The organism is Kitasatospora sp. NPDC092948 (assembly GCF_044754805.1).
Lineage (GTDB): Bacteria > Actinomycetota > Actinomycetes > Streptomycetales > Streptomycetaceae > Kitasatospora.
In genome coordinates, this window is the sequence record NZ_JBIVPU010000012.1 from 104739 (window position 1) to 117522 (window position 12784).

The window sequence follows — 12784 nt, forward strand, 5'->3', positions numbered from 1 at the left end:
GCAGCGGTCTGCCTTGGCGAGGGCTTCGCGGACGGCGGCGTCGATCTGGTCCTGCTGGGCCTCACCGTTGACGACGTAGTGGCCGGGGAAGCGTGTGAGGGCGGCAAGCAGGTGCAGCAGCGCGGCGCTGCGCGGCGTCCAGTCCAGGGCGGCCGGTCGCCCGGGGAGCGGTTGGAAGGAGTTCAGCAGCGCGGCGGCGTACCGTGCCATCACCTGAAGGAGCGCATTGATGTCCTCAATGCCGAGCCAGCCGTACGGGAACCAGCGATAGGCCCGGACGGCATCGGGCGGGGTGGTCGGCCGGTCAGTGTCGCCGTTGAAGTACGTCCTGTCCCCGGCCAGCTGGTACTCGGGGAACTCCTCCGGCCACCTGGTGTAGCTGCGGAGGTTGATGGTGGCGGACAGCACGCGCGTCTTCGGGTCGAGGCTGATGCGGATGCACCTGCCGCTGAACCCGTTGAGCGGGGTCTGTGCCCAGCCGCTTCGTTGGACCGGTTTGATGGTCACGGTCTCCGGGCCGGCCGGGGTGAGGATGGTGGTGGAGGGTATGGCTGTTCCTTGGGTGTGAAGGGAAGTACGAGATGAGGGAAGGGGGCTTGGCCTGTAGCGCTGCCAGGCCTGCGGAGGCCCGCCGGGTTCCGTTCCGGGGCAATGCCGGACGAGTACCGGTCGGGCGTGGAAGTGGCGGCAGCCGCCTGGATCAGGTCCTGCGAGGTGCCAGCAGGTTCGCGTCCGGACAGGTGTCGAGCGCGGCCTGCCGCAGAGCGGCCTCGGCCTGACCGAGGAGGTAGGCGGCCCACTCGATCGACTCGCGCGCCTTCAGACTGGGCACGGTGTCGGAGAGGTGGGTGCGCGAGGCCGCGGCAAGGTCCAGGACGTCGGCCAGGACCTCGGTGTGGGCCCGATACGCCGCCGCGAGCGGCTGCTGGAAATCCGCGGGACCGTCGAGGCGGCCGTACTTGCCGGCCCGCTGCGGTCCGATCCAGCTCCGACTGGCGCGCCGCAGCACCTGGTTGAGCGACTGCATCAGCTCGGCAGCCGTGAGGACGTGACGTCGTCGGCGAAGGCGGTCGAACACGGTGAACGGTCTCCTGTCTCGCGGTCGGGCTGTTCACCGCGCCCGGTGCTGGCCGGTGCCGCGGCGGGTGCCGTGCAGGCGGTGTCCGTGAGTCGCTGGGGCTGATGTCTGATGGTGCGTGGACAGATTCTGGTCACGAAGGGGGCGCGGTGTCTCCGGAATTGATGGTCTGCCGCGCCGTCCGGCGCGGCAGACCGCCGGGGTCCTACAGCCCCGGCATCATCAGGCGATCGAGGCGACGAGGCCGATGGCGGCCAGGGCGATTCCGCTCCACGCCAGCAGCCCGTCCTGGTACAGGTACGCGGCCAGGCCCGCGTAGAAGCCGGCGGAGCCGATCAGGCGGACAGCGATCGGCACCTCCACGTGGCCGCTGGGTGTCGTCACCGCTGCCCGGCCCGGGAGTTGGAGGCCCCGACGGACGGCTTGTCGGGCACGGCTGAGGGGGCGTGCGGACTTGCCGGTGATGAGCAGGGCCAGCCCGAAGCCGAGCAGCACTGCCAGCGGCAGCAGGTCGAGCGCAACGGAGCCGGCCAATTCGGCGGGAACTGCGGTGGTGATCACGGCTTCTCTCTCCATGGGGCGTTCGGGAACGTCAGAAGTCGAGTGATCCCGAGCGCCTGGCCGGTCGGTCCTGCAGGGAACGGCAGGGCCGATCCGGCACTGGGGCGTTCGGGCTCGATGGGGCGGCGGGTCACGGCCCGGGCGCACCGCTCGGCTCGGAGCTGTCGGCCGGCGCAAGTCCGGCAGACACGGCAGGTCCTCAGGGGGTCAGAACTGAGGGGCGGGCTGGTTGACGGTGTCGGCGAGGTAGAGCAGCGCGGCTGTCATGCCGTTGAGCTGCTGGAGGATGGCGTGGTTCTCGGGAGTGAAGTGACGGGCGTTCATCGGGCGGGCGAGTGCGCCGAGCGCGATGGCGCGCAGGTCGGGCAACTCGGGCGCGGGAAGGCCTTCAGGTCGGACGGCGGCCGGGCCGGTGGGCGAGCCCAGGTCGGCGTCCTCCTCCTGGATCGAGACGGCCGCGAGGCTGCAGGTGGTACCGCAGGCCGAGGACGTCGCGGCCGCGGCCTCTTCGTCGAGGGGCAGGTCGTCGGGACTGGTCGGCAGACCGGCCAGCGGGTTCTTGTCCCAACCGGTGAACAGCCGAACGTTGTTGTCGATGAATACGACCCCGCCCGGCTTGACGTTGGTCATCAGGATGGTCCCGGGTTCCTGCCAGTACGCGGTCTCGGCACCCTTGAGCACGACCACGGGGCGCTCGACATGCCCCCGGAGCCACTTCGCGGCGGCCTCGTGGTAGTCGGAGTGACGCGCGGTGCAGATCGCGATGCACCAACCTCCGTCGAGGTAGGCGCGCAGGACGTCCACGGCACCGTCGAGGGGAGTGCCGGAGACCTCCCCGTCACGCCATCCGCCGCTCTCGTCGTGGATGACGCCGTCGAAGTCGAAGATGAGGGTTCGCGCGGACGGCGAACCGGCCTTCGCAAGGGCGATGGCTCGCTGCAGGAGATCGGTCATGAAGGGTCCTCGGAGTGTGGTTGTGGTGGGCTGACGGGCCGGCCGCCGCAGGGATGCGGCGGCCGGGAAGAACTCGGGGTAGGGGTTTGCCGGTCAGCAGGACTCGAAGTGGTAGGAGGCGGAGATCCCCCGCCCCTCCACGCGCCGCCACTTCTGCGGGCTGCCGATCACCTGGTCCGCCCAGGCCTGCGCCTTGGCATCGTCCTTGGCGGCATCCTTCGAGAACGGGGCGTGGCAGATGTGGTCGGCGTTGTCGTCGTAGTCGCTGGTGATCTCCCAGCCCGGCCGATCGACGTCGATGTATCCGGGGGTGAGCTTGTACTTGCCGGTCATGAGAACTCCTCGGTGATGGTTGGACACCGGGTGCGGACCGCCGCAGAAGGCGCCGGTCCGCACCCGGTGGGAAATGTGTGCCGTCAGGCGGCGAAGGCGAGCTGCGGCAGCGAGGCGGGCCGGGGTCCGGCGGCCTTCCACTGGCCGGTCGCCGGCTTGAGGACCAGGCCGTCGGCGTTGAGCCGCTTGAGCGTCGAGGCGACCGTGGTCTTGGGGAACCCGGTCCGGTCGATGATCTCGGCGTTCGTCCAGACCTTCTCCAGGTCGCTGCGCAGCAGCGACAGGACGTCCGACCTGTAGGTGCTGCGCGAGCCGTCGGTGACGGGCACGGCGGTGGCAGCCGCCTCCGCCTGCGCCTTCAGCTGCGCCACCGTCGCCTCGGGGCCGCCCGCCGCCACCGGGGCCGCGAAGGCGGGTGCGGGGGCAGACCCGGCTGCGAGGGCGACCTGCTGCTGGGCTCCGGCCAGACCGTCGACCGCGACCCGGGCGACGATGCCGTTGCGCCGGTCCTCCCGACGCTCGCGCCAGTTCTCGAAGAACGGGCCGAGCGCCAGGGCGTCCTGCTCCTGCAGCTCCTGCAACTGGCCGTTGGTGGCCCACCGGTACGGGTTCCGGTTCCAGAACAGGCGCAGCATGCTGCGCCGGGCGTCGGGAACATCGGCGAAGCCGAGTCCGGAGGTCGAGGATCCGTTCGGCCATGCCTTGGGGATCAGGTGCGGTTGGACGGGGACGGTGCCGTGGAACGCGGCCTGCCCGCTCGTGGGCGAGCCCGTGCGCAGCACGATGATGTTGCCGCTGGCGACGGTGTCACGGAGCAGACTGGAGTTGCCCATCTGGTCCAGGACGGGCATCAGGTTGGCGATCCGCAGGCGGCCGCCGGCGCTGCGGCCGAGGCCGACGTACTCCTCGCACAGGGCGACGGCCTCCCCGTTGGGGCGCAGGATCTTCTGCGATTCGTCCATGGTCAGCGACAGGATCGGCAGGCCGAGTTCGACGGGGTCGAAGTCGGACACGCCGATGCGGCGCTGGCCCCATTCGTCCTCCCACTCCAGCCGGGCCAGGCTGTTCTGGCGTGCGCGGGCGGCACCGACGAGGGCGCGCAGAAGGTAAAGCCACTCATCCGGATGGTCGGCGTACCAGTGCACGTTGTCCTGCCAGTCGGGCAGGGACTGCCCGAGCTTGCCGTCGACGACGAACGACACCAGGTGCTCGCTGAAGCGCTCGTAGCTCAGCAGCATGCCGAGCATGCCCGACTTCCCGGCGCCGGTGGTGCCGGCGATCAGGTCGTGGACCGGTCCCGAGCGCGGCATCCAGAACCTGTACTGCACCGGCGTCCGGTCCTGGTAGCTGCCGATCGGGGCGATCCCGGTGGTCGGGTCCAGCAGGTGGGGGCCGGCCCATTCGACCGACTCCATCAGAGGATCCTGCTCGTAGATCGACAGCTTCAGCCGCCGGGACTCGCCCGGCATCAGGTCCAGAGCCACGGAGACCTCGGGCACGTCGTAGGCCATCGCGATCCGCTCCTTCGCCGCGAGGGCGTTCGAGGCGGGGATGCCGCCCCTGCGCAGGACGACGATGCCGCTCCAGTTGCCGTCCCGGATGGTGAGGTCCTCCAGTTCGGCGCCGGGCAGCGCCCCGACTGGGTTGCCGACGTAGTCGGCCCAGACCTGGTGCTGCTCCCCCAGCGGATCGTCCTCGTCGTCCCACTCGTCCTCGCCGAGTTCCTCCTCCACGTCGTCGAGTGCGTCGGCTTCCTGCTCCTCGGGTTCCCCTCGCGCGGCGGCGGCTCCGAGCCGCCGCATCCACCACCAGCCGCTGCCGAAGACCGCGGTGCCGACGCCGAGCCAGCCCGGCAGCGGCGCGTGAAGGCCGTCGCCCGCCGATGCCGCAGCCAGCCAGCCCCACACGGACGCCCACAGCCCGATCATGTAAATCGCCTCGCCCGTCGACAGCCGCGAGCGGGCCAGCACCCGCCGCAACTCCGCCTTGTTCGGTGCCTCGTCCTCGGGCGGCTGTCGGGCGGGTACCAGACGCAGCGCCAGCTCGGCACCGGTGGCGGCCGCGCCTCCCGCCACCAGGACTCCAGGAACGCCGACGGCGGCAGCGGCGGCCATGGCGCCGGCGGTGTGGAACGGCAGCAGCGCCCGCCAGTAGCGGATGCCGAACTTCGCTGCGACGAAGGTGCCGACCCACATCGTGAACGGGACGAGCTTGACCGGCCCCGGTGCGGACCGGACGCCGCGCCACAGCCCGGCGAGGACCCGGTCCTCCCACAGGGCTGCGTCCCCCGTCTGCTGCTCCTGCTGCTTGGTGTACTCCTTGACGACCTTCTCCATGCGCTCGCGTTCGCCGGGGTGGAGTACCGGAACGGTGCCGTTCATGTCGTGCTTCCCTTCTGTCGCTGCTCTGGTGGGTGGGGTGAGGTCCGGTCAGGACTTGAAGAAGTTGATGTCGGGCATGTTCTGCAGCTCGGCGACGAACGTCTGGACGGTGTCCCAGCGCGCGACCACGTTCTGGTGGGCGGCCCAGGCGGCGGAGAAGGTGCCGGCCGCGGCCGCGGCGACACCCTGCTGGGCCGCCGCCTGGGCCTTCGCGTGCTCGGCGAGAACGCGGACCTCGGCGATGGTGGCGTCGTCGAAGCCCCGGTCCTTGAGGCCGTTGGCGGTCGTGTCGAGGTGGGCGGCCCAGCTGTTGGCCCGGGCCAGGTCGTTCAGCGCCATTTCGAGGTCGTCGTAGGCGGAGTTCCTGAACTCGTCGAGGCGCCCCTTGAACTCGCTGTAGCTGTTGACGTCGCTGATGGCCTGCTCGCGGGTGGCCGGACGGTAGTTGTCCATCGGGTTCCTCTGGTACGGGACCGGCGCGGGGGGCGTCGGGCGGGGGGTGGGCAGGTCGAACCCGGGCCGCACGACCCTGCTGTAGGGCGCGGGGTTGGGGTAGGGCAGCGAGCCGGCCTGGAGGCCCGTGCTGCCTGCTGCGGGCGCGGTCGGCCCGGCAGGTGCACTCGGGCGTGCCGGGGGCGGGCCGCCGCTGCTTGTGGGCATTGCCGGTGAAGCGGCGGGGGCGGAACGGGGGGAACTTCCGGGGCCGGTGGTCGGGGCGGTGCGGGTGCCGGCCGGCTTCGAGCTCGGTGCCTGGAGCGGAGCGAACGGCCGTCCGGTCCACTTCGCCATGTACCGCCGTACGGCGTCCTCGGCGGAGGTGTCGGCCCAGAGTTGGAAGCGTTCGGCCTGGACGAGGAACCTCTCCCCCGCCACGAGGTACCAGTGGCTGGCCTTCGTGCCGGCTGCCGAGGACCACTGTCCGATCTTGTTCCTCGCCGCGGTCGGCACGCTGCGCGCTGTGGCCTTGGACTTGGCCACGAGGTTGTTCTTCTTCTCTGCCGCGTAGGCGCGGGTTCGGGCCGGGACGTCGTAGGCCTTGCCGACGGCGAGGGCGGCTCCGATCAGGAATTCAATCACGGAGCGTCACTCCTAGAAGAGGGAATGGATGGCTCCGCCGAGGCCGATGGAGATCCAGTCGAGGACGGTGCGGCTGCCGTCCCCGGCGAGGCCGGCGACGAACGGAGTGAGCAGCGGAGTGGAGAAGCTGATGCTGAGGAGGGTGTTGTTCACGGTGTTGCGGATCAGGCTGATGAGCGTGGTGACGATGGCGAGGCCGCCGAGGACGGCGAGCCAGCCGTTGCCGAAGATGGGCAGGTCGCTGGTGGCCTCGGCGGACCAGACGAGGAAGCTGTGGATGAAGGGCACGCCGGCGACGCCGATGCCCGTCAGGAGGACGAGGAGGTTGGCCAGCCGGTAGGTGACCGGGGGGAACCAGCCGATGACCGGCTGGCGGGGGCCGCCGCCTCGGGACTGCTGCTTGGGGTCGAAGGACCAGAGCAGCCAGAGCAGTGCGGCGGAGGTGAGAGCGGTGGTGATGCTGACCGTGTAGGAGCCGCCTTGCATGATCATTTCCATTTCAGTTTGACGGTTGGCAGGTTTTCAGGCAGAATCGCGCGCGCGCAGGCACGCGCGTGCGCGCACGCGCCTTGGAGGCCCTATCGGGCTTGGGGGCGGGTTCGCAGTGCGAACTGCGTACTTGGTTGCGTACTTGGCCTCTGACCTGCGATTTCATGCGGTTCGCAGGGTGCGTACCGGGCTATCCGCGGGATCGGGTCTCGAGGCGGACTCGAAGGAGGTTCATTCGCTCGGTGAGGGCGATGAGTTCCCCCTCCCCCGCCCCCTCGGAGGCATTGTTGAGCGTGGCGCGGAGCTGGTCGAAGGCCACTTCGAACAGGCCTCGCGGAGTGGGGTCGGCGGCCTTGCGTCGGGACCAGTGCTCGGCGTATCTCTGCTTGTTCTTGGCGGCGCGGTCGGCTCGCACGGGCTCCTCCAACGGGGGCCTGGGGCCGTCCGCCGCCGCCCCGGAAGGTCGAGCGGCGGGCGGCCGGGCGGGGTGTTCGGGTCAGGCCGTTCGGACCGGCCGACGCCCGTCGGGGTCGGCCTCCTCCGGCACCTCGAGGAAGTGCTCCGGGGGCTGTCGCGGGGGAGTGGGCGCGCCGGCCGAAGGGGGCAACATGTCCGCTTCGCACCAATTCTCCTTGGCGTCCTGTCGTGTACGAACGATGTCCGATATGCGTGGAATGACTGCCAGTCCGGCGGCGGTGGACGCGCCCACCGCGAGCGTGCAGCCGACCAGTTCGAGAAGGGGACTCACGCCTTTCTCCTTCACTCTCGGTAATCACATTGGGGCGTCGTGGGCGGGGCGGGCCGTCGTCCGGCCGCTCTCGGCCGCGACAGAGCGAACCGCATCGAGTCGGGATCAGCCAGGCGCGCCCGTCGGCGGCGCCGTCCCCGCGCCGGGCGCGCGGGGACGGCAGCCCAAGAGCGCCAACCGCTGGCCGGAACAACCCGGCTGCTTGCGGGGGAGGGGCCGGAGCAGTCAAACCCCGGCATCGACCAGCTCCCGCAGAACCCCCTGCGCCGGAACCGCCGGCACCGACGGCGTCGCCGGATCAGCGTCCGCCCGGTGTTCGGCTTCCTGCGGCCCGGTGGAGGCCCGGGTGGCTCGGACCTGCTCGCGGTGCAGGACCAGCGCCAGGGCCATCGCCTGCTTGGCCTTGGTCTGACCGCATCGGAACATCGATTTGACCGGACCGATTCCGATCGTGAGGCAGCCCGTGGCCTCGTTGACGTACGCCAACAACTCGTCGGCAATCTCCTTGGGGGTCAAGCGCTTGCCGGACTCCTCGTCGTCCTGGTCGTCAGCCCTACCCGACTCGCCGTCTCCGGCGTGCGGCACCTCCCGCGCCCTACCCGTCGCGCTCGGGGCGTCGTGCGGAGCGGCCGCGCCCAGATCCGACGCGTCCTCGGTGCGCGGCCGATCCCTACCTGCTTCACCCCCATCGGCAGCGGGAGAGCCGGGGCCATCCACCGACATACCTGCCGTGACCTGGTGCTCTACCGGGGCGATGCTCCTTGGGGCCTCACGGGTAGGGGGCTTGGGGTGTACCTGCCCCGCTGCCGGGTGTACCTGTTCGGCGGGCGGACAGGGGAGTCCGGGTGTACCTGCCGGGGCAGGTACACCCGTCGGGTACACCTGCGAATCGGCCGGGTGCACCTGCGGGCCGCCCGGGTACACCCGGTCCTGGATCGGGTGTACCCGGGGTTCGGCCGGGTGAGGCGGGATGGGTGTACCCGCTGCGCCGGGTGCACCCGCCGGGTGCACCCGCGGCTGGAGCGGGTAGGACGGCACCGCAGGCCGAGGTGTACCCGCGGAGGCGAGTACACCCGCCGTACCGGCACCGGCAGTGGTGGCTCCCTCACCCGGGTAGGGGAGCGGGTCGTATCCACCGCCGGCTGTAGCGAGCGCCGCCGGAGCCGGCCGGTCGCCGAGCGTGGTGGCCCGCAGACTTTCGACGGCCTGGGAGTCGTCGAAGTTCAGCGCCGCGAACTCGCGGGTCCGGACCAGGCGGCGCAGTGCAGCGAGCACGTCGTCGTGGTCCTCGGCCCGGACCCGGGTCTGAGCGGCCTGCGCCCGGCGCTCCGCCAGCCCGAGGCGCAGCCGCAGCAGGAAGGTTCCGATGCCGCGCGGGGACACGGCGCGCTTGGCCTTGTCCTTGCGACGGGAACGAGGCTCAGCGCGGCTCTCGGACGGCAGGCGGCTGTCCAGCAGGCGCAGAACGTACAGCCGTTGGGCGGCGCCCTGGACGCGGACGATTCGGGTGGCATCGGCCTGGGACAGGTCGGCGTCGGCGGCCAGCGCCAGGGCGACGTGAACCAGTTCGAGGGGGTGGGCCAGGCGCAGCAGGCGAAGCCGGCGGTCGAGCCATTCGCCGGCCTCCCGCAGCCGCCGGCGGGCCGCCCCCCGCTCTTCGATCGACCCGAGCTCGAAAAGCACGGCCGCGATGATCGGCCAGATCGCGCGGGCGATCTGCCCCTTGAGGGTCGTGGCCTCGGAGGCGGAGAACGCGGAGCTGGTGGCGGCCAGGACCCAGACCAGGACTCCGGACAGACCGGGCGGCTCGTTGTTGCGGGAGCGGCGCCTGGCGCGGCGGCCGCAGACGTACGCCGCGACATCGAGCGCAAGGAACGGCAACCAGTCCCAGTAGCCCTGCAGCCCGATGTCCCGCCCGAGCTTGCGCAGCCCGTCCGAACTGAGCTTCGCGGCAGCCAGGGCGACGATGATGACGCCGAGGTCGTCGCCCTGACGTCCGCGACGGTCGGCCAAGGCGTCCCGGCGGTTGAGCTCCTCGGGGGTGAGGGTCTGTTCGAGCTTGTACGCGGCCTCCGACCGTCGCCACGCCCTGAGCATCAGCAACGCGGCGATCGCCAGGACCAGGCCGGCGAGGAGCTTGTCGGCGTGGTGGCCGAACCATGCCCAGCCGGGCAGCCACGAGGTGCCGGGCACAGAGATGGCGAGGTGGTTGGACGGCGGGTTCATGAGGTTGTCTCCATGGTGATCAGACAGCGGGATTGGTCTGCAGGCGGCGCAGCGCCTCCTTCGCCGTGACGGTCCGCCGGCTCTGTCACCGGGGTGCTGTCCAGCTGGTCGTTCTTGAACCCGCGCCACCGGCGGCAGCCGTGTGCGGGTCCGACTGCGGCAACCTCGACGGCTGCCAGGGTGTCGACGGCCGCCACGCCGGTGTGCTCGGCGGCGGCCTGAATGTCGTTCTGAGCGCCGCGGTCAGGTGCGGCCGGCCCGGCTGCGGGCGGCCCGGCGCTTCATCGCGCGCCGCTCGTCCTCGCTCATCCCGCCCCAGAGGCCGGCGTCCTGGCCGGTCTCCAGCGCCCACCGGAGGCACTGCTCCACGACGGGGCAGCGGCGGCACACCGCCTTGGCCTCCTCGATCTGCAGCAGGGCCGGGCCGGTGTTGCCGATCGGGAAGAACAGCTCAGGGTCCTCTTCCCGGCAAACAGCGCGATGGCGCCAATCCATGGTCATCTCCTCCTTCTTGCGGGTGGCGGCCGACCCGGTTTGCCGGGCGGCGGTCAGGGGCGGGTGGAACGCGGTTCGGATTCGGGGTGGTCGCGCTGACCACCCGGTAGGAGCACTACTGCTGTTCAGCGCGGGCTCTCGCTCTCGTCGGCCAGCAGGACGTCGAGGGCGGCGAACCGGCGCATCAGCTCCTCCTCGGCCTGGTCGAGGAGGTCGGGGTCGGCGGCCAGCACCGCGTCCTGCACCAGTCGGCACCCCTCGATGGGCGCGCCGTCCGGGCAGCAGCGGCCGGTCAGGTGGTCCTCACGGGCCCGGTCGAGCAGCACTGGCGAGGTGCCGTCGAAGGGCCCGTCCTCCGTGCCGGCCAGGTAGACGCTGTCGTCCGGCCCGGGAAGCGCCGTCGTGACGGTGCCGTCCAGGCACGCGGCTCGGTAGCCCCAGCGCCCGGCGCGGACGGCCAGCCAGAAGTACAGCCGGTCCAACGCGATCGCAGCAGAGGTGAGTTGCAGGGTGCCCAGCAGGCCGACGGCCCCGGAGACGCCCAGTCCGACAAGAGCGAAGACGCCCTTCCCGGCGCGCAGCAGGCCGATCGGGCCGCTGCGGAGGAAGCGGGGCACCTGCGGTGCCGGAAGGGACTCGTGCACGGCGACTCCGGTTCGAGCCGCCCCGGCCACCGAGCGGGTGACCGGGGCGGCTGTCGAGTGTCGGTCGCAAGCGCTGCGCCTGCGGGGGTCGGAGGTTCCGGAACCCCCCAGAAGCCGTACGGAGAAGGGAAGTTGACCTGGTCTCGGATGCGGGTTCTGGGCAGCTCCGGAGGGAGCCGAAAGGTGGCCGCCGCCCTCCTTGCGGCGGGCGGCGGCCGGCCGAGCAGGTGGAACTTGGTGTGCGTGACGGCCGCACCCCGTCGGGACGGTGGGCCGCTTGCCGCTCGGCCGGAGCCGAGCGGTCTCGCCTGGATGGTGTGCGGGGAGGCGGGCCCCGCGGCCAAGGTGCTTGCGTCTCGCGGTGTTGGTCGCTCACCCCGCGGCGGCGTCACGCTCGCGGCTTCGGGGTCTAACTCTGTTTTCACACTGTGGAGTTGAGAAGTAGACGGGCACTTCCTTGGCCAGGCCCCTTCGGGCCCGGCTTCCGGGTGCGTCGTGGTGGTGCAGAGTGCTGAGGCCCTGGCGGGCCCGCCGCACACTCCCGGCGCCGCTCGGCCAGGCATGGCCATGACAGAGCGGTTCCGAGAGCACACGCCGGGACGGGGTACTGCGGGTGGCGATCTACGAGGCGCGCTGCGTGCCGCTGCCCTGCGGTGCTGCCTGCGGCGCGGGCTCCGGCTGGGTCGGATTCCTCGACCAGATCAGGAAGAGGAAGGCCTGTCCGGTCTGCTTCTCCTGCTGGACTTCCAATACTGGTCGCCCCTCGTCGGCTCGCCAGGCGGGGCCGGTTCCGGCTTGGGCTTCGGGTCGCCGCCGATGAAACTGCGGACCTCGAAGGTGAGCGTCATCGGGTGCCCCGTCCCCGTCCCGGTACGGGCCGCCGAAGTTCCGCACCGTGTGCCGGTCGGAGCCGGGCTGGCCGTACGGGTCCGGGCTGCACACTCGCCGGCCGAAGCGGTCGGTCGCGGCGGGCGTGGGGTGGACCTTGCGCTGCTGGCGCAGGACCGCCGCCAGGCCGTAGCAGTGCCAGCCACCGGACGACGAACCGCCCGTGCGGGTGATCGTCCCGGAGGTGGAGGTCGAGGACCCGCTGGAGCCGAGCCCCAGGTACGCCTTCGCGCTGTCGAGCAGGCCCATCAGGACACACCCCCCGCCAGCTGGGCACGAAGCCGAGCGACCTCGTCCTGGATCTCCTGGACCTCGACCTGGCTCTGGCTCCAGCTGGCGATTCTCTGCTCGAGCCACGTGGGATCCCCGGGCGGGGGGCCTGCCGGGTCCTGGTGCGTGATGTCCATGCGAATCACTCCCTTGGGTTGATTCCAGACCTCGGTGGCAGCTGTCCAGGCGGAGCCGAGGTCTCTTCGTTTCCATCTCGCGTGGTTCTCGGGTCAGTTGATGTCGTTCTGTCTGATCCGACGCATCCGGTCGATGGCGGAGACCAGAACCCTGATCCCTCCGCCGCGCTTGCCAGTTCCGGCGTCCGCCGGCGGCGCTGCACCTCGGCGCGTGTGCGCCAGCTTTCCGGCCTTGATCAGGCGGTAGATCGTGGCGGGATGCACCTCAAGGAGCAGTGCTGCCTCCTTCACCGACACCGTCTGCTCCGGCTGGGGCTGACGTGCCGGATTCCAGCGGCGGACCCTGCCGGGACGTGCCCAGGGCCGGATCGCAACGCTCCTTGCTGGTGAATCCCCAGGTCCCGGCTTGCCGGTCTCCATCAGGGCTTCTTCCTGCTCGGTTCGTCCAACACGTGAACCGTAATGCTTTTCGCGTAAAGTAGCAAGCTTCTCTTGCCGTCACC

The 12784-nt window shown here is 71.0% G+C and carries 13 protein-coding genes; all 13 read right to left on the reverse strand.

Translation table 11 applies throughout. From position 1 onward, the window contains the following. Window positions 1–700: 700 nt before the first annotated feature. A complete protein-coding gene (locus ACIQF6_RS28465; protein WP_400899983.1) occupies window positions 701–1078 on the reverse strand; it encodes a hypothetical protein in 378 nt (125 codons plus the stop codon). 222 nt (window positions 1079–1300) lie between these two features. Beyond that, window positions 1301–1639: a hypothetical protein gene (locus ACIQF6_RS28470; protein WP_400899985.1), complete on the reverse strand. Its 339-nt coding sequence runs from the start codon at window positions 1637–1639 to the stop codon at window positions 1301–1303. Window positions 1640–1846: 207 nt separating this feature from the next. After that, the gene (locus ACIQF6_RS28475; RefSeq protein ID WP_400899987.1) at window positions 1847–2593 is read right to left on the reverse strand and encodes a hypothetical protein; all 747 of its coding nucleotides are present in this window, start codon (window positions 2591–2593) and stop codon (window positions 1847–1849) included. Between the two features lie 93 nt (window positions 2594–2686). Then, complete coding sequence (locus ACIQF6_RS28480; RefSeq protein ID WP_400899989.1) at window positions 2687–2926, reverse strand: hypothetical protein; 240 nt, start codon at window positions 2924–2926, stop codon at window positions 2687–2689. A gap of 83 nt (window positions 2927–3009) precedes the next feature. Continuing rightward, window positions 3010–5307: a hypothetical protein gene (locus ACIQF6_RS28485; protein ID WP_400899991.1), complete on the reverse strand. Its 2298-nt coding sequence runs from the start codon at window positions 5305–5307 to the stop codon at window positions 3010–3012. 48 nt (window positions 5308–5355) lie between these two features. Further along, window positions 5356–6384 carry a hypothetical protein gene (locus tag ACIQF6_RS28490; protein ID WP_400899993.1) on the reverse strand — a complete coding sequence of 343 codons (1029 nt, stop codon included), beginning with the start codon at window positions 6382–6384 and terminating at the stop codon, window positions 5356–5358. A 12-nt stretch (window positions 6385–6396) separates the two neighbouring features. Further along, the gene (locus ACIQF6_RS28495; protein ID WP_400899995.1) at window positions 6397–6876 is read right to left on the reverse strand and encodes a hypothetical protein; all 480 of its coding nucleotides are present in this window, start codon (window positions 6874–6876) and stop codon (window positions 6397–6399) included. A gap of 187 nt (window positions 6877–7063) precedes the next feature. Then, window positions 7064–7288, reverse strand: coding sequence for a hypothetical protein (locus tag ACIQF6_RS28500; RefSeq protein ID WP_400899997.1), 225 nt, complete (start codon window positions 7286–7288; stop codon window positions 7064–7066). A 558-nt stretch (window positions 7289–7846) separates the two neighbouring features. Further along, window positions 7847–9847 carry a DUF2637 domain-containing protein gene (locus tag ACIQF6_RS28505; RefSeq protein WP_400899999.1) on the reverse strand — a complete coding sequence of 667 codons (2001 nt, stop codon included), beginning with the start codon at window positions 9845–9847 and terminating at the stop codon, window positions 7847–7849. A gap of 243 nt (window positions 9848–10090) precedes the next feature. Beyond that, window positions 10091–10342 (reverse strand): WhiB family transcriptional regulator, encoded by a 252-nt coding sequence (locus ACIQF6_RS28510; RefSeq protein ID WP_400900001.1) that lies wholly within the window; start codon window positions 10340–10342, stop codon window positions 10091–10093. 125 nt (window positions 10343–10467) lie between these two features. Next, window positions 10468–10986: a hypothetical protein gene (locus ACIQF6_RS28515; protein ID WP_400900003.1), complete on the reverse strand. Its 519-nt coding sequence runs from the start codon at window positions 10984–10986 to the stop codon at window positions 10468–10470. A gap of 621 nt (window positions 10987–11607) precedes the next feature. Further along, window positions 11608–12123: a hypothetical protein gene (locus ACIQF6_RS28520; RefSeq protein ID WP_400900005.1), complete on the reverse strand. Its 516-nt coding sequence runs from the start codon at window positions 12121–12123 to the stop codon at window positions 11608–11610. 251 nt (window positions 12124–12374) lie between these two features. Beyond that, window positions 12375–12701 carry a helix-turn-helix domain-containing protein gene (locus ACIQF6_RS28525; protein WP_400900007.1) on the reverse strand — a complete coding sequence of 109 codons (327 nt, stop codon included), beginning with the start codon at window positions 12699–12701 and terminating at the stop codon, window positions 12375–12377. Between the last annotated feature and the right edge of the window lie 83 nt (window positions 12702–12784).

Coding starts and splice junctions, on each gene's coding strand:
- ACIQF6_RS28485 (WP_400899991.1), bottom strand. CDS start 5,307: ATGAACGGCACCGTTCCGGTACTCCACCCCGGCGAACGCGAGCGCATG.
- ACIQF6_RS28525 (WP_400900007.1), bottom strand. CDS start 12,701: ATGGAGACCGGCAAGCCGGGACCTGGGGATTCACCAGCAAGGAGCGTT.
- ACIQF6_RS28505 (WP_400899999.1), bottom strand. CDS start 9,847: ATGAACCCGCCGTCCAACCACCTCGCCATCTCTGTGCCCGGCACCTCG.
- ACIQF6_RS28495 (WP_400899995.1), bottom strand. CDS start 6,876: ATGATCATGCAAGGCGGCTCCTACACGGTCAGCATCACCACCGCTCTC.
- ACIQF6_RS28480 (WP_400899989.1), bottom strand. CDS start 2,926: ATGACCGGCAAGTACAAGCTCACCCCCGGATACATCGACGTCGATCGG.
- ACIQF6_RS28510 (WP_400900001.1), bottom strand. CDS start 10,342: ATGGATTGGCGCCATCGCGCTGTTTGCCGGGAAGAGGACCCTGAGCTG.
- ACIQF6_RS28475 (WP_400899987.1), bottom strand. CDS start 2,593: ATGACCGATCTCCTGCAGCGAGCCATCGCCCTTGCGAAGGCCGGTTCG.
- ACIQF6_RS28520 (WP_400900005.1), bottom strand. CDS start 12,123: ATGGGCCTGCTCGACAGCGCGAAGGCGTACCTGGGGCTCGGCTCCAGC.